The sequence below is a fragment of the Paucibacter sp. KCTC 42545 genome, from assembly GCF_001477625.1.
GTDB lineage: Bacteria > Pseudomonadota > Gammaproteobacteria > Burkholderiales > Burkholderiaceae_C > Paucibacter_A.
In genome coordinates this window covers 57,796-77,020 of sequence record NZ_CP013692.1, presented here as the reverse complement: position 1 = coordinate 77,020, position 19,225 = coordinate 57,796, and the positions used below count along the sequence as shown (strand labels likewise).

The window sequence follows — 19,225 nt, the reverse complement described above, 5'->3', positions numbered from 1 at the left end:
AGGACTTGTGACGCAGAATCACAGACCTCGTTTAGCCCCTTGTCGCTGCCCGCCATGCCTCTGCGTTACTTACTCTGGATTGCTCTTGCTTTGCTCACCCTGGCCGCCGGCTGGCATGTCAGAAACACCGAATTTGTACGCGACTTGATCAACCCAGGCGCCGGCAAGGCCCGCCCGATTCAGTTCGACAACGGCAGCCGCCGTGAAGCTCCCGAACCAGCCAAACCCTTGCCGGGTGCTGCCAAGCCGCTGCCGCAAGGCGTGATGCGCAAATGCCTGCGCGGCCGCGAGGTGGTCTACACCGATGTGGCCTGCCCAGCAGGCTATGCGCAGGGCGATGTGTCGGGCGGCACGGTCAACACCGTGGCCGAGCCTGGCCGCCAAGCTGGCGCAACGGGCACGCCTGCATCGGCCGGCGGAGCCGCGTCGGCGCCGGGCAAAAAGGCGGCCTTGCGCGAGGTGCTAGATATGAACAGCAATAACGATTTACGTCAGCGCATGATGGATCGCGCCATCGACCAAAGTACGCGCTAGTCTGCGCTGCGCTTCAGCCAGCCGGCTTTGCTAAGCCTGCAGGCTGAAGTTACATCACAAGTCGGCAGATACTGCCGAAACCAAGTCCGCTGATCAGGCCTGCGCCGCGAACGCATCCCGCGTCAGATTCTCCGGCGCGCCATCGGCACGGCAGACCACATCGTCCTCGATGCGCACGCCGCCGAAGCGGCTCAGGTGGGCCACCAAATTCCAATCCACCGCGGCGGCTGCGGGCGTGGCCTTGAGCTTGTTCAGCAAGGTCGGGATGAAGTAGAGGCCAGGCTCGATGGTGACCACCATGCCAGGCGTCAACGTACGGGTCAGGCGCAGATAGGGATGGCCTTCGGGCTTGGGCGACAGCGTGCCGCTGTCGTCAGCCATGAAGCCGCCCACATCATGCACCTGCAAGCCGATCAGATGGCCGATGCCATGCGGGAAGAAGGTGGACGTCACACCCTGCGCCAGCTGCTCAGCAACGCTCAGCTTGACCACGCCGAGGTCCTGCAGAATGCCCGCCACCTTGGCGTGGGTGCTGAGGTGGATGCTGCGATAGTCCACGCCCGCACGCACCTCATCCACCAGCGCCAGCTGGGCCGCTTCCATGCGCGCCAGCAAGGCGTCGAACATGGCATCACCGGCGCTCCAGGTGCGGGTGATGTCGCTGGCATAACCGTTCACTTGCGCGCCAGCGTCGATCAGCAGCGCGCGGGATTCGGCCGGGGCCTGCGCCTCTTGGTACTGGTAGTGCAGCACCGCGCCATGCTCGTTGAGTGCCACGATATTGGTGTACGGCAGATCGCGGTCGGTGTGGCCGCAGGCAGCCAAATAAGCGCGGTGAATGTCCAGCTCGGAGGCGCCGGCCAGGAAGGCGGCCTTGGCAGCCAGATGGGCCGGCACGGCGCGGCGCGAGGCCGCGCGCATTTGCTCCAGCTCGTAGCCGGTTTTGTTGGCGCGCTGATAGTGCAGGATATTGAGCAGATCGGCCGGGTTATTGGGCGTCACGCCGTCCAGGGCGGCGTCCGCCTCGCCAATGATGGCCAGGCGGCCAGGCACTTGCAGATGGGCGCGCGCCTCATCGGGCTGGCCGATCACCACCAGCTCCACCAATTCGGTCCACTCGCCGGCCGGGTCGCTGGGCGGCACATGCCAGAAATCGTCCGGCTGGTAGTACACCACCCGCGGCTTGTGGCCAGGGCGGATCAGCAGCCAGCTGTGCGGGTGGTTGACCAGCGGCAGCCAATGCTTGAAGTGCGGGTTGGGCGCAAACAGATAGGGCCGGTCGTCCAGAAACGCGTACTTCTCGATGCCCGAGGCGATCACAAGCGCATCAAAGCCACAGCGCGCCAGCGCCTGTTCGGCCTGAGCTTGCAGTTGATGGAGGTGGTGGGAGTAGGTCTTAGTCATGACTGAATTGTGAGCGAAATTCCGCTCGGCTTGTATTTTATAAATATATTAATGCATCGCGGCGATGCAAGCCTGAGGCGAACCGATGCGTCAAGCAGGTGCGGCGCAGTTGCAATGTGCAGCGCGGCGCCCTGCGCACTCAGCCATTCTTGTCCCACACCACGCCCTCCTCGGTGAGCATGGCGTCCAGCGGCACGTCGTGAGGCAAGGCTTTCAGCAAGGGCTGGAAGCCGTGGGCATAAGCCAAGCCCGCCGTGGCCGGGCGCGGTGTCAGCGAGGCCAAGGTGCGGTCCATGAAGCCGCCGCCATAACCCAGGCGAAGGCCAAAGGGTCCGTAGCCCAGGCAAGGTACCAGCACCAGGCCGGGCTCGAACACCTCGGTGTCCTTGGGCTTCAAGATGCCGTAGGCATCCTCCTCCATCGGGCAGCCCGGGTACCAAACCTGAAAACTCAGCGTGCCATGGACCTTGTCCACCACCGGCAGGCCGATCTTTCGCTGCGGGTCAGATTCGCTCCAGCGGTACAGCGCCGGCAGTGGATCAAACTCGCCTTTAATGGGCCAGTAAGCGCCGATGGTCAACTCATCGCGCGGAATCAGCCAGGCGCGCAAAACGCTCTGCAGCACCTCGGCGCGCTCCAGGCGGTCGGGCATGTCCAAGCGCTCACGAATCAGCTTGGGGCGCAATTTCTGGCGTTCAGCAGCACGGTCATCAGTCAAGTCCACGCGGTACTCCAGCAGCAAAGACACATCTGAGACCATTGTGCAGTGCCGGCGCGACTGGCGTGAGCGGGTTTCCGGTGGTCTTGACTTGACTCATCTTGCGCCGGCGCCCGTTCGGCCATCTGCGCTTTTCAGACCTGCGTGATCCGAACATCCGCCAAATGCCGCTGCACATCGCTGGCCTGGCACAGCGAGGTGCCCGACTTCAGCAGCGCGGCCGCACCCGCCGCCATGGCGTGGCGCAAGGCCAGTTCCAATTGATCATGCTGATCATGCTGAGCAAGCGACCACACCAGCGCGGCCAGGAAGCTGTCGCCCGCGCCGATGGTGCTGGACACCTCCACCTTGAGCGCCTGGGCGCGCCAAGCCTGTTGGGCCGAGACCAGCAGCGCCCCCTCCTCCCCCAAGGACAGGGCCACGATCTCGGCTTGGCCCTGCTCGATCAGCGCGCGCGCCGCATCGCGCCACTCAGGCTCGGCAGTCAAAGGCAGGCCGGTCAGTTCACGCAACTCACGCAAGCTGGGTTTGACCAAATAGACCCCCGTCCGCAAGGCCGCCAGCAGCGCGGCGCCCGAGGTATCGAGCACCATCTTGCTGCCCTGCTGCCGGGCTCGGCCGGCCACCTGGGCGTAAAAGTCCTCCGGCGCACCGGGCGGCAGGCTGCCGCTGGCCACCAGAAAGCGCGGGCGGCCATGCTGGCTCAGCGCATCGAGGCAACGCTGGCACTCAAGCGCAGACAAGCGCGGGCCGGGCAACACAAAGCGATAGTCCTGCTGGCTGTTGTGCTCATGTGCCGTGAAGCTCTCACGCGTCTCGCCCGCGATCGGCAGCGCCTGCGCGGGCGTTTGCTCCTGCGCCAGCAACTCAGCCAGCAGGCCGCCCGTGATGCCGCCTGCGGCATACAGCGCCAGCACATCGCCACCCAGACGGTGCAAGACCCGCGCCACATTGATGCCCCCGCCACCGGGATGCATCTGCGCCGGCTCACAACGCAGCTTGTGCCCCGGGATGACGCGGTCCACCGAGGTGAACACATCAACGGCCGGGTTCATGGTCAAGGTAAGGATGTCGCTCATGGGTCAGAGTTTAGGCAGGCAAAGTCGGAACTCCCCCCATTGGAGCGATAGCCCAATCAAACTTGTACATCTCCAATGCACAAGCCGGCCCAAATACAGCTTGCTACCGAGCAATCCAAGAGTTAGCGTTTATCCTCCTCGGCAAGGGGGTCACAAGTGCACCCATTGCAGACAGCGAAAGCGAAAAACCAACTCTCCGACGTATTGAATCAACAGAAGGAGTTGCTGTGATTTATGCAGGATTTTGGCCGCGTTTTACGGCGTGCTTGATCGACATCTTGGTGATGAGCCCACTCTTGGCGCTGATTGTTTGGGGTAGTGAGCATTACCGCCTTTTCGGCCTGTACTACGCCCTGCCGGGGACACTCTTTGGGCTTTTCTACGGCGTATTTTTGGTGCGTCGTTTTGGCGGCACACCAGGAAAGCGCCTCATGAAGTTGCGGATTGTTAAGGTCAATGGGGATGCGGTGACTTATCGCGAGGCGCTTCTTCGCTACCTACCGGAATGGCTGATGGGTATCGGAGGAACAGTTGCGGGAGCAATGGCTGTCCTTAGCCTTACCGATGCCCAGTACTTTGCACCAACATCATTGTTCGAGCGAAGCAAACTCGTCGAGGCCGCCATGCCTGACTGGAATGCACCGCTCACTATTGCAATCAACATTTGGATCTGGGGCGAGTTTCTGATCATGCTCACAAACAAGAAGCGGCGGGCGATACACGATTTCATCGCCGGCACGGTGATCATCAAAGAGGCCCAACCATCAGTTACCAGCGCGACCGTCGCTCCGCTAGTCAGCGCCTAAGCTGCGGCCGAACATTTCATCGATCAAGTCTCCTCCGTACCCAAGGTGATCCATGCAACTCGACCCAATAGCCACCTGGCACAAGCTTCTCAAGCAACGCGATGTTCAAGGGCTTGATGCCCTGCTGGCAGATGACGCCGTGTTTTATTCGCCGGTCGTACACAAGCCACAAGTCGGCAAGTCCATCACGACGATGTATCTTGCTGCGGCCTTCCATGTCTTTGGCAACGAGTCTTTTCGATATGTGCGGGAGCTGAAAGCTGATCGAGATGCCATCCTGGAGTTCGAGCTTGAACTTGACGGCATCAGCATCAACGGCGTGGACATGATCAAGTGGAATGAGCACGGGCAAATCACCGAATTCAAGGTGATGCTGCGGCCGCTCAAGGCCGTCAATCTGATTCACGAAAAAATGGCTGCCATGCTGCAGGCTGCGCGCTAGCAAGACCCGCGCTGGGGCGGCGAAGCGTTGAGCGAGGGATTGAATGGATTCAGCCCCTTGACGCTCGCGGGTGCTGCCGCTGAGTCGCTTAGAGTCCCGACATGAGCCAAGAATTCGCCCGACATTGCGCCGAACTATTGCAGCCCCTCGGGCCGGTGCGCTTGCGCCGCATGTTTGGCGGGCATGGCATTTATCTGGACGATCTCTTCGTCGCGCTGGTTGTTGAAGAGCAGCTTTACCTGAAAACCGACGCGCAAACACGCGGCCAGTTCGAGGCGGCCGGCTGCCAGCCCTTTTGCTATCAGCGCGAGGGCGAGACCATGACCCTGGGCTACTTCCGCCCGCCCGAGGAGGCGCTGGACTCGCCACCACTGCTTGCGCCCTGGGCCCGCTTGGCGATGGCGGCAGCCTTGCGCACACAGGCGCAAAAGCTCGCCAAGGCCAATCAGAAAGTAGCCAAGCGCGCGACGGCGATCAAGCGGCCGAGCGCGCCGAGCCCCAAGCCGCGGGCAGCCGCGCCAGGCCGCGCCAAGAAGAAGCCAGCAGGCGGCGCATAGCGCCCTGCTGCGCGCGCCCCGCCGTGGCGAGCCGGCGCTTCGGCTGGGCAAGTTCAGGGCACGGCGGCACCAGCAATTGAAACTGCGCCGTCGGCCAGCCCTCCAGCAAGACCTGGGTGCCGGAGGCCAGGCGCAGGCTCTCGCCGGCTTGCAGCCAAACGTCGGCCGGCACCTGACTCTGCGTCTCAGCGCTTGGGTCTGAAACTTGGCCATTGGCTTCGGTCAACCAGACCCGCCCCGCCGTCACCTGCAACTCACGTGCGCCCGGCCCAATCTTGAAACTCAGCGCCTGACCCGGGTCAAGCCGCCACAATGCTTGCTGTTTACTCATCACTGCTCTCCTCATCATCCGCCGCGACCGCCTTTCCCTGTGAGGCATTGTTCGCATCGAATAGGTGTAAATGCTAGAGTTGGCGGGCTGCAGCGTCCAATGAGATCGGCGGCCATGATTAATTCCATTCAAGCATGAATCAAGCCTCCACCCTGCCGCCAGCGCCGGCCGCCAAGCCCGCGCTCAAGTCACCGCCAAGAGCGCTGCCACGCCAACGCCCGCTGGCGATTGGCCCGCTGCGCGCCTTCGAGGCGGTGGCGCGGCTCTTGAGCTTCCGCGCCGCGGCCGAAGAGCTGCACCTGACCCAATCCGCCATCAGCCGCCAGATCCGCGCGCTGGAGGAAGAGATCGGCACGGCGCTCTTCCTGCGCGGCACCCGCTTTGTGGAGCTGACCAGCGACGGCGCCGTGCTCAAGCCCACCGCCGAACAGGTCTTGCAACGCCTGGACCAAAGCGTGCGGCAGATCCGCCAGGCCCACGGGCGCCAGGTGGTCAACGTCACCACCTTTGCGTCCTTCGCCTCGTTGTGGCTGATCCCGCGCTTGGCGGCTTTTCAGCAGGCGCACCCGGACATCGACATCCGCGTGTCGGCCAACGACAGCGTGCTGGAGCTGGAAGACAGCGAGGTCGATCTGGCCCTGCGCTACACCTCGCCAGACCGCGTGCCCAGCGGCGCACTGCGCCTGTTCGGCGAAGTGCTAACGCCTGTTGTCAGCGGCATGCTGGCGACGCAGGCCACGCAAGGCAGCAGCCCGCCCTTGCGCAAGGCGGCCGACCTGGCCGAGTACACCTTGGCCGAAGAGGATGACCACCGACCCAGCGCCGAGTACCTCAGCTGGCGGCGCTGGCTGGCCGGCCAAGGCCAGGCCGAGTTGCAGCCGCGCCGCTGGATGTACCTCAACTTCACCTACCAGCAGATTCAAGCGGCACTGGCCGGCCAGGCCGTGGCCTTGGCCCGCTTGGTGCTGGTGTCAGAGCAATTGCAGCGCGGCGACTTGGTCGAGCCCTTCGGCCCGGGCGCCCGCATGGCCAGCCCCTTTGCCTACTGGATGCTGCAAACGGAACAGGGCCGCCAGCGGCCCGAGGTGCAGCAATTCGCCCATTGGATCGAAGCGCAAGCAGCGCTGTCGCGGGCGGAGGTGGGCGAGGCCTAGATCACTCGGCGCACAGCGCCAGCCAATGCTGATGCGCAGCATCCGTCAGGTCAGCAGGCACGCTTTGCCGCGCTTGCAGATAGCGGGTACTGAACACATCCAGATAGGCCTCCAGGCGCTGCGCCAGTTGCGCCTCGCCGGCCAAGGCCAGGCACAGTGCGGCCACTTCGGCAGTGCAGAAATGATTGGCGTGAATATGGCGGCGCAGGCGATAACGCGACAACTGCTCGGGCTGCAGGCTCAGCACCGGCAGACGATCCAGATACGGGCTTTTGCGGAAGATCTTGCAGGCTTCGGCCCAGGTGCCGTCCAGCAAGACAAAGAGCGGGCGCCGGGTCTTGGATTCATATTCGCCGTCGGCAGCAGTGCCGGCGGCAGCCAGAGCCTCCGGCAGCAAGTCGCTGCGCACCCGATCGGCAGACGCGAATTCGCCGGGGAAGACCAGATAGGGTTGCCACTGCGGATCATTCAAAAGTGCGGGCAAGGCCGGGTCAAGCACCGTGCGCGCCCAGGCGAAGGCCGAGGTGTCGGCCAGCAAGTCGGCAATCAACCAGCCGGTGTTGCTGGGCTTGAGCGCCTCGAACTCGGCCATGATGAGGCAGACCCCGGCGCGCGCCAGTTGCGGCGGCGGCCGCAGTGCGCACATGCAGTGGCTGAGCAGCAAGCGGCAGTTGGGGCAACGATCTTGGCGCACGCTGCGGTCGAGATAGGCCGGGTTTCGCGCGTCAGGGCGGCGTGGCGCAGGCGTGCCACGGCATGCTCATTCAGCCCGACTGCTGTCGGCGCAGCGGGGCGCAAAGACTCGGTCAAGGTGAGATCACTTCTTTTTCCGTCAGCAGCAGGGTCAGGGCCTGGTCATGCGACTCGACCGCGAACGCAGCCTCGCTGACCGACCAAGCCAGGCCGATGCTGATGACGCCGGGATGCGCAGCCAGCCAGCGGTCGAAATAGCCGCCACCGTAGCCCAGGCGATAGCCCTCGCGGGTGAAGCCCACGCAGGGCACCAGCACCACATCGGGCAAAACCGGCGCGCCCAGGCTGGTGGGAATGCCACATTCGTCGTAAACGCTGGGCGGCTGGCCATCCCAGCGCCGGTACTCCATGCGGCGCTCACCGGCCTTGTAGGCATAGGGCAAGGCCCAGTCCAGGCGGTGCAATTGCAGGCCGCGCGGGGCATCATCTTCATCCTCATCGGCCGCTTCATCGGCATCAATTGCCGGAGCAATAGCGGGTGCATCCTGCAAGGCCAGGCCCTGCAAATACGCGGCTGCGTTAAATTCACCCTCCAAGGGCCAGAAAACACCCAGGCATTGCGGTTCCAATTGGGTCAGCACCTCGCGCAGATGGTGGCCCAGGGCGGCGGCTCCGGCATGGCCGGCAGGGCTCAGCAGCCAGGCCGCGCGGTCCGCCAGCAATTGGGTGCGCAGGGCTTTGCGGTCGTGCGGTGCCATCAGATGTTCAGCCATGATTTGTTTTTGAAGGACTCAGTTTTGTCAGTATATGAAGCGCAGCCCTTGGCCAAGACCTGGAAGCGCCTGGGACTCTCAACTCTGGTGACCCTGGCCCTGAGTTTGGCTGGCTTAGGCCTCTGCCAAGCGCAAAGCCCGGCAACGCCCAACAAGGCCGAACAGGCAAGACCTGACCCGCTGCTGATCGAGGCCCGCGAAGCCCTGCGCCTGAAGGACAAAAAGCGCGCCAGCGCCGCAGCGGCTGCGGCCATCGAACAGCGCCACCCGCTGGCGCCCTGGATGGACTATTGGCAGCTGGGCCTGCGCCTGGCTGAAACCAGCCAGGCGGAGCTGGAAGCCTTTTACGCCCGCTGGCCCGGCAGCTATGTGGAAGACCGGCTGCGCAATGACTGGCTGCTGGAGCTGGGCCGCCGCCGCGACTGGAGCAACTTCGCCGCCGACTATCCGCGCTTTCAGATGCGTGACGACCGCGAAGTCGCCTGCTACGCCCTGCTCACCGAACACCTGGCCGGCCGCAAGGTCAAGGACGCCGCCCGCGCTGCCTGGATGGCGCAGCGCGAGGGCGATGACGGCTGCCAGCTGCTGGCCAGCAATTTGGTGGACGCCAAGCTGCTGAGCAGCGCCGAGTTGTGGATCAAGCTGCGCCTGGCAGTGGAGACCAATAAAGTGCGCCTGGCCAAGCAAACCGCGAGCCTGCTGGGCAAGCCGGTGGAGTTGGCGCTGGCGGAGATTTTTGACAACCCGACGCGCTATCTGGCCCGCAAGGCCAAGACCGGCACGCGCATCCATGATGAGCTGAACACCCTGGCCTTGCTGCGCATGGCGGCCAATGATGTGGGCGTAACGGCCGAGCAACTCAGCAGCCGCTGGCAGCGCCAGTTGCCCGCCGAGCTGGCCGCCTGGGCCTGGGCGCAGACGGGCCGCCAAGCGGCCATCAAGCTCAGCAGCGATGCGCCCGACTACTTCGAGCGCGCCCTCAAACTCAGCGAAAAACAAAAAGGCGGCCCGGACTGGAGCGACGACACCCTGGCCTGGGCCACCCGCGCAGCGCTGCGCGATGGGCGCTGGTTCCAGGCCCTCAAAAGCATGGCCTTGCTGAGCGAGACCGAGCAGCGCGACCCAACCTGGCAATACTGGCGCGCCCGCGCCCTGCAAGCCACGGCGGCCGATGGCGCAACCGGCGAGCCCCTGCACAAAGAGGCGCGCGAACTGTTGCAAGCCATCGCCTCGCCGATGACGTTTTACGGCCGCCTAGCCGCCGAAGAGCTGGGCACCCCGCCCATGCTGCCGGCCACGCCAACGGCGCTGGTCGGCAGTGAGCGCGCGGCCGCGCAGAACCATCCCGGCCTGAAGCGCGCCCTGCTGCTGATCGCCAGCGACTTGCGCAACGAAGGCGTGCGCGAATGGAACTTCAGCCTGCGCGGCATGAGCGAGCGCGAGCTGCGCGCCGCCGCCCAAGAAGCCTGCGAGCGCGAGATCTGGGACCGCTGCATCAACAGCAGCGAGCGCACCCGGCGCGAGATCGACATGGCCCAGCGCTTTCCCATGCCGCACAAGCCCGAGCTCACCGCCAAGGCACGCCAGGTCGGCGTGGACCCGGCCTATGTCTACGGCCTGATCCGCCAGGAATCGCGCTTTGTGATGGACGCACGCTCGCATGTCGGCGCCTCCGGCCTGATGCAGGTGATGCCGGCCACCGCGCGCTGGACGGCCAAGAAGGTCGGCATCGCCTTCAGCCCCGAACTGCTCAATGACCGCGACTTCAATGTGCTGATCGGCACCAGCTACCTGAAGCTGGTGCTGGACGATTTTGGCGGCTCCATGGCCATGGCGGCGGCGGCCTACAACGCCGGGCCGGGCCGACCACGGCGCTGGCGCGAGGGCAATACGGTGGACGCGGCCATCTGGGTGGAGAACATCCCCTTCAACGAAACCCGCGACTATGTGAAGAAGGTGCTGACCAACACCACCCTTTACGCCCAAATGCTCAACGAAGGCGCCGAGGCCAGCAGCCTGCGCAAGCGCCTGGGCCAGCAGATTGGGCCCAAGCAAAGCATTCCGGCCCCATCCTTGCCAGGCGAGCAATAAAGCCATGCCGATTGCTCACCCATGGCCCGCGCAGCTGCCCTTAAGCTGAGGCTCTCTGTCATCACCCAACTAGCAGCCCGCACATGAAGCTCGTCATCGGCAACAAAAACTACTCCTCCTGGTCCATGCGCCCCTGGGTGCTGCTGAAGGCTTTTGGCATCCCCTTCGAGGAAGTGAAGCTGCGCTTCGACTTCACACCGGGCTCCAGCTTTTACCGCGCGCTGGCCGAGATCAACCCGACCGGCCAGGTGCCAGTGCTGGTGGCGGATGACGGCTTTGCTGTGTGGGACACCCTGGCCATCACCGAAGCCATTGCCGAGCGCTTTCCCGCGCATGCGATCTGGCCGGTGGACGCCAAGCAGCGCGCCCGCGCCCGCAGCCTGTGCGCCGAAATGCACGCCGGCTTTGGCAAGTTGCGCAACTTGTGCCCGATGAATATCGAGGCTGACCTCAGCCACATCGGCCCAGACTTGCTGGCCAAGGACGAAGGCCTGCAGAAGAATTTGCAGCGCCTGGACGCGCTCTGGCGCGATGCGCTGACGGCCAGCGGCGGCCCCTTCCTGTTCGGCGCTGCCTTCAGCGCGGCGGATGCCTATTTCGCACCCATGGTGATGCGCGTCAGCCGCTACGGCCTGCCACTGAGCCCGGCCGCCGCGGCCTACGCCAAACTCATTCAAGCCCAGCCGGCCGTGGCCGCCTGGGTGGCGGATGCCATGGAAGAAAAGGACTTTCTGGACTTTGACGAGCCCTACCGCAAGTCCAGGGACTGAGCTGGTTTCACAGGCCCCGGCACTGCAAAAACGACGGACAAACAAAAAGCGCCCTCAGGCGCTTTTTTCTTGTGCGATGCAGCCTGGGCCGGCTGCTGCGCAATTCAGACCGACTTGCGGCGGCGGGCCACAAAGGCCAACACACCCAGGCCAGCCATCAGCAGCGCGTAGCTCTCGGGCTCAGGCACCGGCGTGGCTGCGAGCGTTGTGCCGTAAGTGGTGTTCTTGGCGCCAGAAATGCCGCTCAGATGAACGGTGTAAGTGCCAGCAGCCAGCAGTCCCGACCAGTTCAGATTGGCCTGTGTATTAGCCGGGTTGACCGTCAGAGTCAACGGGCCGTAACCGTCCAGAACGCCGGCAAAGCTGGTGATGCCATTGCCGAATGAAAAGGACTGCTGGGCACCAAAGGACACATTGGACGCGGTCTCCAGCGTGAAGCTCCAGGCGTCGTTAATGGGCGCGCCCAGGGCGAACTTGCCAGAGAAGCCCCCTGTCGAATCAAAACCAGTGCCGTCCAGCGTGCCCAAATCGACCGAGGCGGCCGAAGCGGCGACAGCGGAGAGGGACAAAACGGCGGCGACGATAAGTTTGAGCTTCATACGACTTCCAATCTTGGTGTGAATCCAGCGTGTTTTTGGCAGGCTAGATTCTTGAACTCGACTGAGTTTGCTCGAATGTACCCGGCTTGCCCGCCCAGCACAGCCCCCCAGCTGCGGGAGCAAGCCCCGTTTTGACCGCATAACGCCCGAAACTTTGTAAAGATTGGTTCGATACATAACGCCCTGCGAACAAAGTGCGTCGATTCGCGGGCTCGACCCGTTTTCTGGCTGCCGCAGCCGGCGCAGCAGCCTGCGCGAAGCGCAGCAGGCAGCATTCCAGCTTGCCGAGTGACCAAGCGACGGGCGCCATTCCCTATGATGGCGGCGCGCGGGTCACCGCGAATGCCTAAGCGGCCCGACCCAGTTTGGGCCGCATGACAAGCCATCGCCGGCCGAACAAGGCTCGTCGGCAACAAGTTTTTTGAAGGAATGATGAGTTCGATGCAAAGCTATCTGGTGGGCGGCGCGGTGCGCGACAGCTTGCTGGGCCTGCCCCAGAGCGACCGTGACTGGGTGGTCATTGGCGCCGACCCTGCGGCCATGTTGGCGGCGGGCTTTGTGGCCGTGGGCCAGGATTTCCCGGTTTTTCTGCACCCGCAGACCCATGAGGAATACGCCCTGGCCCGCACCGAGCGCAAGACCGCGCCGGGCTATCGCGGGTTCGCCTTTCACGCCGCGCCCGAGGTCACGCTGGAGCAAGACCTGGGCCGCCGCGACCTGAGCATCAACGCGATGGCGCAGGCGGCGGACGGCCAAATCATCGACCCCTACGGCGGCCAGCGCGATCTGGCGAACAAGGTTTTGCGCCATGTCTCGCCCGCTTTCGCGGAAGACCCGGTACGCATCCTGCGGCTGGCCCGCTTTGCCGCCCGCTTTGCGGACTTCAGCATCGCCGAGGAAACCACCGTGCTGATGCGCGAGATGGTGGCCGCCGGCGAGGTGGACGCCTTGGTGGCCGAGCGTGTCTGGCAAGAAATCTCACGCGGGCTGATGGAGGCCAAGCCCTCACGCATGATCGAGGTGCTGCGCGACTGCGGCGCGCTGGCCCGGCTATGCCCGGCGCTGGACCGCCTGTTCGGCGTGCCGCAGCCCCCCGCCCATCACCCCGAGATCGACACCGGCCTGCATGTGCTGATGGTGCTGGACCATGCCGCGCAAGACCTGGCCCCGCTGCCGGTGCGCTACGCGGCCCTGTGCCATGACCTCGGCAAAGGCCTCACCGCGCCCGAACTGCTGCCGCGCCATATCGGCCATGAAGGCCTGAGCGCCAAGCTGGCCAAGCAATTGAGCGAACGCTGGCGCGTGCCGAATGATTGCAAGGAGCTAGCCGACTTGGTGGCGCGCGAGCACACCCATGTCCACCAGAGCGAAAGCTTTGGCGCTGAGGCACGGCTGCGCCTGCTGGAGCGCTGCGACGCCTGGCGCCGCCCGGAGCGCTTCGAGCACATGCTGTGGGCTTGCGAATGCGATGCACGCGGGCGCTTAGGCTTTGAGGACCGGCCTTACCCGCAACGCGAGCGCCTGCTGGCCGATCTGCGCCAGCTGCTGGCCCTGGACTTGAGCGCGGTCAGCGCCCAAGCCCTGGCCGAGGGCAAGAGCGGCCCGGCCATTGGGCGGGCGGTGCAGCAAGCGCGATTGGCGGCCTTGCTTGCGCTCGGTTAAGCGATTGGCTGTTTTCAGCTGGGCCAGGCGCGGCTAACGCGCAGGGCCAGCAGCACTTACAAGGTGTGACTGCGGTCACCGCGCGCGAAGCCCAGGGCTTCGAACTCCTCGCCGGCGGCGAAGCCGATCACCTTGAACAGCTCGCCCATCTCATGCTCGGCGATCAGGCGGTGGGCCATGGCGCGCTGGGGCAAGGTGGCGGCTTCCATCAGCTCGGCCAGGCCGCAGTTGATGAGGAAGTTGGCCTGGTTGCAGTAGCCCAGCACCGTGAGCCCGGCCTCTTGCCCGGTCAGGGCGATGCCGGTGAAGTTGACATGGCTGGTGATGTCTTTCTCACCCACCAGCTGCAGCGGATCGGGGTCGGCGCGGTGCAGGTGGTGGCACATCAAGGTGCCGCCGTGGCGCTGCGGGTGGTAGTACTCGGCCTCGGGGAAGCCGTAGTCGAGCAAAAACACCGCGCCGCGCTTGAGCTGTTGCGCCAGGGTGCGCACAAAGGCTTCCGCCTGGGGATGAATCTCGGTCACGCTGCCGGGCACGCTATCCAACAAAGGCGGGCGCAAGGCCGTGGCCCGGTCCTCGAAGGCAAAGCCCTCTCCGTGGCTGACCACGCCACGCTCGGCCCAGGCCTGGCCATCAAAGGCCAGCAATTGCACCGGCATGGCGTCCAGCACCTCGTTGCCGACCACCACGCCCTCGAATTCGGCAGGCAGCTGCTGCAGCCATTCCACCTTGCCCTGCCAGCGCGCCAGTCTCTGGGCCTGAACGGCAGCCAGGCTGCCGGACAGATCGACGATGCAGTAGCGATCAATGCGATCCCCCAGCGCCTGCAGCAATTGCTCGGCCAGGGCGCCGGTGCCGGCACCAAACTCCCACAGGGTGCGGGTGCCGGTCACTTGCAGCGCTTGTGCCAGCTGCGCGGCCAGGGCTTGGCCAAACAGGGGCGAGATCTCGGGTGCGGTGACGAAGTCCGAACTGCCTTGCGGCCCATCGGGCATCAAGCCGAATTTGGGCCGCGCGCCGCTGTAATAGCCCAGGCCGGGCGCATACAAGGCTTGGGCCATGAAACGGTCGAAGCCAATCCAGCCACCGGCGGCGGCAATGTCTTGCTGGATCAGCTGCGCCAGATCGCTTGTTGCGCTTGTTGCGCTTGTAGGGTAGGCGTCGCTGGGCTTCAAGACTGGCCCTCCAGGCTGGCCAGGGCCAGGCACAAATCGGCCCAGGCGCGCGGCTTATCGGCCTGCTGGCGCAGCAAATAGGCGGGGTGGTAGCTGACCACCACCGGGATATTGTGATAGCTGTGCACCCGGCCGCGCAGGCGCCCCAGGGGCTCGGGCGTGCTCAGCAGCGCCTGGATGGACAAAGGCCCGAGAGCCAGGATCAGCTGCGGCGCCAGCAGCTCAATCTGGCGCGCCAGCAAAGGCTGGCAGCGCTGCAACTCAGCCGCTGCGGCGGACTTACCCGCCTGGGGACGGCATTTCAGAGGACTGGTCACAAAGGCCAGCGGGCGCGCATCAGCGGCATCAGCAGCATCAGCAACGCCTGCGCCGCCAGCCGCGTCCGCAGCCTGAGCGAGGTTCAGCCCCATAGCCCGCAGCAGATTGGCAAGCAAGCTGCCGGCTTCGCCGCTCAGTGGTGACTGGCCATCGCCCTCGCCCAACTCGGCCGCCGCATCAACCACCACCAGGCATCGCACCTTCGGCACAGCCCCGGGCGCCTGGCCTTGGCCAAACAACTTGGCGCCGCCCTCGCCCAAGGCGCAGGCGCGGCAGGCTTCTGCAGCCGCCTGCAAGCCCGCCCAATCCAGCGCGGCTGCATCAATGAGGGGCGCAGTGCCACTTGGCGAAGCCGTGGACGCAGGTTCGCCGCGCAGGGCTGCGGGCAGGGCCTGAACGGCCGCGACAGCGGGCGCCGAGGGGCGTGAGGAAGGCGCTGGCGCGGCACGGGTATCGCGTTCAACGCCTCTTGCTGGCGCCGGATCGTCCAACGCTTCCGCGTGCAGCTCAGCTTCTGCTTCAGCCTGAGGGGCAACTGTTTCGTCGGTATCGGCCAGTGCCTCGGCACGTGGCCAGACCCGCAAGCCCATGGCCGCCAGCATGGCGCGTTGACGCTCGTCCCAAGTCATGGCTGTGGCTCCTGGCCGGCTTTCTCAATCGCAATCGGCAAGCTCATCAGCACCGCGTCTTCACGCAGGCCAAGATGGGCCGGGTAATAGGCGCGGCGCAGCCCCACCTCGCTGAAGCCGTAACGGCGGTAAACCATGCGGGCGCGCTGATTGCTGTGGCGCACTTCCAGCCACAGCTGGGCGCAAGCCAGCGCACGGCAGCGCTGCACCAGGTGGTTCAGCATGGCTTGCGCCAAGCCCTGCCCCTGGTAGGCGGGGTGCACCGAGATATTGAGCAAATGCATTTCGTCCACGCCGGGCATGGCCAGGCAATAGCCGCGCAATTCGTCCGTTAGCGCGTTACCGGCAGGGGCTGCCGGCCCCCACAAGCCGAAGGCTTCGTAGCCAGACGCCAGCGAATCCTTGAAATTGCCCTCGCTCCAGGGCTGGGCGTAGACCTGGGTCTCGATGGCCATGATGGCCGGCAAGTCGACCGGGCTAAGCGCTCGCAATTGCAGGCTGGCTGCCGCAGAAGTTGCTGAAGCTGCAGCGCTTTCCGGCTGGGGCGTTGAATTCGGCAAGGCGCTCATGGGGAAAGTCGGACTCAGAGAATGGCTCACGGCGCTGCAGCCGCAGCAGCGCGCAAAGCCAGGCGCTCCTGCGTCGTCTGCGCCACTTTGTCGCGCACATAAACCGGCATGGCATCGGCGGCATCAAGCAACTCGCCCTTCGCCCAGGCCTGGCGCGCCAGGGCGGCCAGGGCTGAGGCGCGTGAGCGGCTCTGCGGCCAAGCGCGGCCTTCGAACAAGTCTTGGGCAGGCGCCAACTCGGCAGCGAACGGGGTCAAGGCCGAGCCCGCCAGCACAAATGCCTCGCCTTGCGAGAGCCAATGCGCGGCCAGATCGGCCGGTTTGTAGAGGGCGGCAGCTTGTTCGGTTTGCCAGGCGCCGTCGGCGCTGCACTGGAAGGCGGCGGCGTAGATCTCGCCCATACGGGCATCCATCGCCACCCAGACCCGACCACTGAGCGGCGCACCGGCCAAGGCGGCTTGCTGGCGCGCATCCTCGGCCACCAGAGCCAGGCTATCAATCGCCAGCACCGGCTTAGCCGCACCAAAAGCCAGGCCTTGCACGACGGCGCAAGCCGCCCGCAGGCCGGTGAAGGCACCGGGGCCGCGCCCGAAAGCAATCGCGTCAACATCCGCCAGGCGCAGGCCAGCGCCAGCCAGCAGAGCCAGCGCTTCGGGCACCAGGCGAGCGGAGGCATTGGCGCCGCCTTCGGCCTCGAACAAGGCCTCAACCGCCGGGCTGCTGAGCGCCAGGGTCATGATTTCGGTGGAACTGTCGAGAGCCAGCAGAACGGTCATTGAAGCAGTGTAGCGAGGCGGTCGTGATGACAAGAAAAAAGCCCGACCGCGTTGCCGCAGCCGGGCCAGAACACTAGCCGAAAATCAGAAGGGGTTGTTGGTCGCGCGGCGCAGGGCGATATTGGCCAGTTGCGACTGGCCGCCGGGCGACATCAAGGTATCCGAGGCCCACAACCAGCCCGTGGCGCTGCTGTCAGCGATCAGGGTGGCGGTCGTGCAATTCTCGATCGCCACCGTGGTCAGGCAAGCGGCATCGACCACATTGCTGAAGCCGAAGGACGAGGGGTACTTGACCACAGTCTCCAAGCTCTCGTCGGCCAGCACCAGGCCAATCTTGCGGCCGTCGTTGAGGATGGTGACGCGCATTTCGAGATTGAATTCGCGCGTCAACTCGGTCAGGAAGGCGGCGCGGTCAATATCACCCTTGCTCGCGCGCTCTTTCAGCGCGAACGGGGTCTGGCCTTGATCGAGCACGGTGGACAGCACCACACGGCCATTGGCATTGGCGATGCGGTTGACCTGATCGGCCAGCAAGCGGCCGCGGGCGCGCACTTCGTCCAGCAAGGAGGCCTTGTTTTGCGCGGGGTAGGCGGCGTACAGCTCAAGGATGTCGTTGGCGCCCACCATCACGGTGACCATGTCCTTGGGGCCGAAGGTGCTGACGGCGAAATGCCCGTCCAGCTTGTTCTTCATATCGGCCACTTTGCCGCCCGCCATGGCGTACATCAGGCCGGTGGGCGTGGCGATCTGGTTGGGATTGCACTCACGGAACACCAGGCCGAAATGCGTTGCCAGGGTCTGCACCCACAGCGGGTTCAGGCTGCAGTCCAGCGTGCTGGTGGTCGCGCTCAGGCCGTTGATGGTGTACTTTTTGCCGTCGCTGGTGATCAGGCTGCTTTCGTCGCCAAAGCTGATGATGCGAGTGGGTGCGAAGGGCTCAATTTGCGAAGTGCCACCGCCGCAGCCGCTCAGCAAGGCCAGGGACGTCAGGGCGGCGAAGGCCAGACCGGCAATACCGTGGCGACTCGAGCGGGCATCAAAGCCACGCGGGCCAGGTTTGAAACTCTTCATGAACTCTCCGTACCAAAAAACCAAGCCAGCCGGGCCGGTGGACCCTAAGCTGACGCTCTTAAGCTTCAAACGCCGCCGCCGCGCGGGACAAGCGGTCTCTGACCCCATCCCACGCCACATCAGCCGGTGGCGCTTCGATCCAGATTTGGCTGGCGCCGGCGCCGTCCAACTCTCGCAAAACTGCAAACAACTCATGCGCCGTGGCCTTGGCCTCGGCGGGCATCTGGCGCCAGAGGATAGCTGAGCCAGTTGACGCGGCCTCGGCAGAGGCCACGCGCGAATATACCGCCAGCCCCTGCGGGCGCTCCCCCGCCAGGGCTTGCGCCAGGGCCGAGCTGCTCATCAAGCGCACCACGGCGCGCGGCGCGTAGTGAGCCACCAGGGTGCCTGAGGCACGCGGCGCGGCCGGATCGCCCTGATGCGCAGGCGCCAGGGGCTCGCCCAACGCGGCTTCGATCTGCTGAGGCGTCAGCACGCCGGGGCGCAGCAAGACCGGCCGCTCGCGCGAGCAGTCGACGATACTGGACTCGATGCCCACTTCGCAGTCGCCACCGTCGAGCACCAGCAGGCCGGGCTCGAACTCATCTGCCACATGCTGCGCCTGGGTTGGGCTGACGCGGCCAAAGCGGTTGGCGCTGGGTGCCGCCACACCGGCCACGCCGCGCTCGCGGGCAGCGGCCAGCAAGGCGCGCGCCACCGGGTGTGCAGGGCAGCGCAGGCCGATGCTGTCTTGCCCGCCCGCCGCCGCAGCGGCCATGCCGGGCTGGCGCTTGACGATCACGGTCAGCGGGCCGGGCCAAAAGGCCGCCATCAAGCGCTGCGCCGTCGGCGGCAAGGCCAGAGCGAACTGCGCCGCGTCGGCAGCATCCAGCACATGCACGATCAAGGGGTGATCGGCCGGCCGGCCTTTGGCCGCAAAAATCTTGGCCACGGCCGTGTCCACATCGGCGCGCGCACCCAGGCCGTAAACCGTTTCGGTCGGGAAGGCCACCAGCTCGCCAGCCGCCAGGGCAGCGGCGGCCTGGGCCAGGGCTTGCGGGTCTTGTCCGTCCAACAACATGGGCTTGGCGCTTG

General features: G+C 65.2%; 21 protein-coding genes. 8 read left to right on the top strand and 13 right to left on the bottom strand.

Annotated features, from left to right (window positions below; all coding sequences use genetic code 11):
• The first annotated feature begins 54 nt into the window (after window positions 1-54).
• Complete coding sequence (locus AT984_RS00390) at window positions 55-534, top strand: hypothetical protein (RefSeq protein ID WP_156421834.1); 480 nt, start codon at window positions 55-57, stop codon at window positions 532-534.
• A 93-nt stretch (window positions 535-627) separates the two neighbouring features.
• On the opposite strand, the gene pepQ is transcribed toward AT984_RS00390, so the two are convergent.
• From pepQ to AT984_RS00375, 3 genes are all read right to left on the bottom strand, one after another.
• A complete protein-coding gene (gene pepQ, locus AT984_RS00385; protein ID WP_058718419.1) occupies window positions 628-1,938 on the bottom strand; it encodes a Xaa-Pro dipeptidase in 1,311 nt (436 codons plus the stop codon).
• A 139-nt stretch (window positions 1,939-2,077) separates the two neighbouring features.
• Window positions 2,078-2,698 carry a 5-formyltetrahydrofolate cyclo-ligase gene (locus tag AT984_RS00380; RefSeq protein WP_082679670.1) on the bottom strand — a complete coding sequence of 207 codons (621 nt, stop codon included), beginning with the start codon at window positions 2,696-2,698 and terminating at the stop codon, window positions 2,078-2,080.
• A 92-nt stretch (window positions 2,699-2,790) separates the two neighbouring features.
• Complete coding sequence (locus AT984_RS00375; RefSeq protein ID WP_058718418.1) at window positions 2,791-3,735, bottom strand: 1-phosphofructokinase family hexose kinase; 945 nt, start codon at window positions 3,733-3,735, stop codon at window positions 2,791-2,793.
• A 62-nt stretch (window positions 3,736-3,797) separates the two neighbouring features.
• Between AT984_RS00375 and AT984_RS00370 the strand changes: the two genes are divergently transcribed.
• The 3 genes from AT984_RS00370 (at window position 3,798) to AT984_RS00360 (ending at window position 5,540) form a co-directional block, all read left to right on the top strand.
• Window positions 3,798-4,541: an RDD family protein gene (locus tag AT984_RS00370; protein WP_197418208.1), complete on the top strand. Its 744-nt coding sequence runs from the start codon at window positions 3,798-3,800 to the stop codon at window positions 4,539-4,541.
• A 52-nt stretch (window positions 4,542-4,593) separates the two neighbouring features.
• Window positions 4,594-4,983: a nuclear transport factor 2 family protein gene (locus tag AT984_RS00365; protein ID WP_058718416.1), complete on the top strand. Its 390-nt coding sequence runs from the start codon at window positions 4,594-4,596 to the stop codon at window positions 4,981-4,983.
• Between the two features lie 101 nt (window positions 4,984-5,084).
• Complete coding sequence (locus AT984_RS00360) at window positions 5,085-5,540, top strand: TfoX/Sxy family protein (RefSeq protein WP_058718415.1); 456 nt, start codon at window positions 5,085-5,087, stop codon at window positions 5,538-5,540.
• Here AT984_RS00360 and AT984_RS00355 read toward each other — a convergent pair.
• Window positions 5,458-5,871, bottom strand: coding sequence for a DUF2917 domain-containing protein (locus AT984_RS00355; RefSeq protein WP_197418207.1), 414 nt, complete (start codon window positions 5,869-5,871; stop codon window positions 5,458-5,460). The genes AT984_RS00360 and AT984_RS00355 overlap by 83 nt on opposite strands.
• 134 nt (window positions 5,872-6,005) lie before the next feature.
• Here AT984_RS00355 and AT984_RS00350 point away from each other — a divergent pair, with 134 nt between their 5' ends.
• Entirely contained in the window at window positions 6,006-7,025 is a 1,020-nt protein-coding gene (locus AT984_RS00350) for a LysR substrate-binding domain-containing protein (protein ID WP_082679667.1), read from the top strand.
• A gap of 1 nt (window position 7,026) precedes the next feature.
• Here AT984_RS00350 and AT984_RS00345 read toward each other — a convergent pair whose 3' ends face one another.
• Window positions 7,027-7,719, bottom strand: a complete 693-nt coding sequence (locus tag AT984_RS00345) for a tRNA-uridine aminocarboxypropyltransferase (protein WP_335338580.1) — start codon at window positions 7,717-7,719, stop codon at window positions 7,027-7,029.
• A gap of 112 nt (window positions 7,720-7,831) precedes the next feature.
• Window positions 7,832-8,491, bottom strand: coding sequence for a 5-formyltetrahydrofolate cyclo-ligase (locus AT984_RS00340; RefSeq protein WP_082680265.1), 660 nt, complete (start codon window positions 8,489-8,491; stop codon window positions 7,832-7,834).
• Between the two features lie 87 nt (window positions 8,492-8,578).
• Here AT984_RS00340 and AT984_RS00335 point away from each other — a divergent pair, with 87 nt between their 5' ends.
• Window positions 8,579-10,582: a transglycosylase SLT domain-containing protein gene (locus AT984_RS00335; RefSeq protein WP_442952180.1), complete on the top strand. Its 2,004-nt coding sequence runs from the start codon at window positions 8,579-8,581 to the stop codon at window positions 10,580-10,582.
• Window positions 10,583-10,665: 83 nt separating this feature from the next.
• A complete protein-coding gene (locus tag AT984_RS00330; protein WP_058718412.1) occupies window positions 10,666-11,352 on the top strand; it encodes a glutathione S-transferase family protein in 687 nt (228 codons plus the stop codon).
• Between the two features lie 104 nt (window positions 11,353-11,456).
• Here AT984_RS00330 and AT984_RS00325 read toward each other — a convergent pair whose 3' ends face one another.
• Entirely contained in the window at window positions 11,457-11,951 is a 495-nt protein-coding gene (locus tag AT984_RS00325) for an FxDxF family PEP-CTERM protein (RefSeq protein ID WP_058718411.1), read from the bottom strand.
• Between the two features lie 432 nt (window positions 11,952-12,383).
• Between AT984_RS00325 and AT984_RS00320 the strand changes: the two genes are divergently transcribed.
• Entirely contained in the window at window positions 12,384-13,613 is a 1,230-nt protein-coding gene (locus tag AT984_RS00320) for a multifunctional CCA addition/repair protein (RefSeq protein WP_156421831.1), read from the top strand.
• Between the two features lie 56 nt (window positions 13,614-13,669).
• On the opposite strand, the gene AT984_RS00315 is transcribed toward AT984_RS00320, so the two are convergent.
• The 6 genes from AT984_RS00315 to AT984_RS00290 form a co-directional block, all read right to left on the bottom strand.
• A complete protein-coding gene (locus AT984_RS00315) occupies window positions 13,670-14,788 on the bottom strand; it encodes a class I SAM-dependent methyltransferase (protein ID WP_058721964.1) in 1,119 nt (372 codons plus the stop codon).
• Complete coding sequence (locus AT984_RS00310; RefSeq protein WP_058718410.1) at window positions 14,785-15,735, bottom strand: uracil-DNA glycosylase; 951 nt, start codon at window positions 15,733-15,735, stop codon at window positions 14,785-14,787. The genes AT984_RS00315 and AT984_RS00310 overlap by 4 nt, the downstream gene beginning before the upstream one ends.
• Window positions 15,732-16,304, bottom strand: a complete 573-nt coding sequence (gene rimI, locus AT984_RS00305; RefSeq protein ID WP_082679666.1) for a ribosomal protein S18-alanine N-acetyltransferase — start codon at window positions 16,302-16,304, stop codon at window positions 15,732-15,734. The genes AT984_RS00310 and rimI overlap by 4 nt, the downstream gene beginning before the upstream one ends.
• 26 nt (window positions 16,305-16,330) lie before the next feature.
• Complete coding sequence (gene tsaB, locus AT984_RS00300; RefSeq protein WP_058718409.1) at window positions 16,331-17,080, bottom strand: tRNA (adenosine(37)-N6)-threonylcarbamoyltransferase complex dimerization subunit type 1 TsaB; 750 nt, start codon at window positions 17,078-17,080, stop codon at window positions 16,331-16,333.
• A gap of 84 nt (window positions 17,081-17,164) precedes the next feature.
• Window positions 17,165-18,151: an SGNH/GDSL hydrolase family protein gene (locus AT984_RS00295; protein WP_058718408.1), complete on the bottom strand. Its 987-nt coding sequence runs from the start codon at window positions 18,149-18,151 to the stop codon at window positions 17,165-17,167.
• A 58-nt stretch (window positions 18,152-18,209) separates the two neighbouring features.
• Window positions 18,210-19,211, bottom strand: coding sequence for an L-threonylcarbamoyladenylate synthase (locus tag AT984_RS00290; RefSeq protein ID WP_058718407.1), 1,002 nt, complete (start codon window positions 19,209-19,211; stop codon window positions 18,210-18,212).
• Window positions 19,212-19,225 lie beyond the last annotated feature (14 nt).

What these genes read in the sequence shown, in the direction of transcription:
- AT984_RS00340 (WP_082680265.1), bottom strand. Translation starts at nt 8,491, where the DNA reads ATGGCTGAACATCTGATGGCACCGCACGACCGCAAAGCCCTGCGCACC.
- AT984_RS00380 (WP_082679670.1), bottom strand. Translation starts at nt 2,698, where the DNA reads ATGGTCTCAGATGTGTCTTTGCTGCTGGAGTACCGCGTGGACTTGACT.
- AT984_RS00355 (WP_197418207.1), bottom strand. Translation starts at nt 5,871, where the DNA reads ATGAGTAAACAGCAAGCATTGTGGCGGCTTGACCCGGGTCAGGCGCTG.
- AT984_RS00295 (WP_058718408.1), bottom strand. Translation starts at nt 18,151, where the DNA reads ATGAAGAGTTTCAAACCTGGCCCGCGTGGCTTTGATGCCCGCTCGAGT.
- AT984_RS00350 (WP_082679667.1), top strand. Translation starts at nt 6,006, where the DNA reads ATGAATCAAGCCTCCACCCTGCCGCCAGCGCCGGCCGCCAAGCCCGCG.
- tsaB (WP_058718409.1), bottom strand. Translation starts at nt 17,080, where the DNA reads ATGACCGTTCTGCTGGCTCTCGACAGTTCCACCGAAATCATGACCCTG.
- AT984_RS00365 (WP_058718416.1), top strand. Translation starts at nt 4,594, where the DNA reads ATGCAACTCGACCCAATAGCCACCTGGCACAAGCTTCTCAAGCAACGC.
- AT984_RS00375 (WP_058718418.1), bottom strand. Translation starts at nt 3,735, where the DNA reads ATGAGCGACATCCTTACCTTGACCATGAACCCGGCCGTTGATGTGTTC.
- AT984_RS00320 (WP_156421831.1), top strand. Translation starts at nt 12,384, where the DNA reads ATGAGTTCGATGCAAAGCTATCTGGTGGGCGGCGCGGTGCGCGACAGC.
- AT984_RS00390 (WP_156421834.1), top strand. Translation starts at nt 55, where the DNA reads ATGCCTCTGCGTTACTTACTCTGGATTGCTCTTGCTTTGCTCACCCTG.
- pepQ (WP_058718419.1), bottom strand. Translation starts at nt 1,938, where the DNA reads ATGACTAAGACCTACTCCCACCACCTCCATCAACTGCAAGCTCAGGCC.
- AT984_RS00330 (WP_058718412.1), top strand. Translation starts at nt 10,666, where the DNA reads ATGAAGCTCGTCATCGGCAACAAAAACTACTCCTCCTGGTCCATGCGC.
- rimI (WP_082679666.1), bottom strand. Translation starts at nt 16,304, where the DNA reads ATGAGCGCCTTGCCGAATTCAACGCCCCAGCCGGAAAGCGCTGCAGCT.
- AT984_RS00290 (WP_058718407.1), bottom strand. Translation starts at nt 19,211, where the DNA reads ATGTTGTTGGACGGACAAGACCCGCAAGCCCTGGCCCAGGCCGCCGCT.
- AT984_RS00360 (WP_058718415.1), top strand. Translation starts at nt 5,085, where the DNA reads ATGAGCCAAGAATTCGCCCGACATTGCGCCGAACTATTGCAGCCCCTC.
- AT984_RS00310 (WP_058718410.1), bottom strand. Translation starts at nt 15,735, where the DNA reads ATGACTTGGGACGAGCGTCAACGCGCCATGCTGGCGGCCATGGGCTTG.
- AT984_RS00325 (WP_058718411.1), bottom strand. Translation starts at nt 11,951, where the DNA reads ATGAAGCTCAAACTTATCGTCGCCGCCGTTTTGTCCCTCTCCGCTGTC.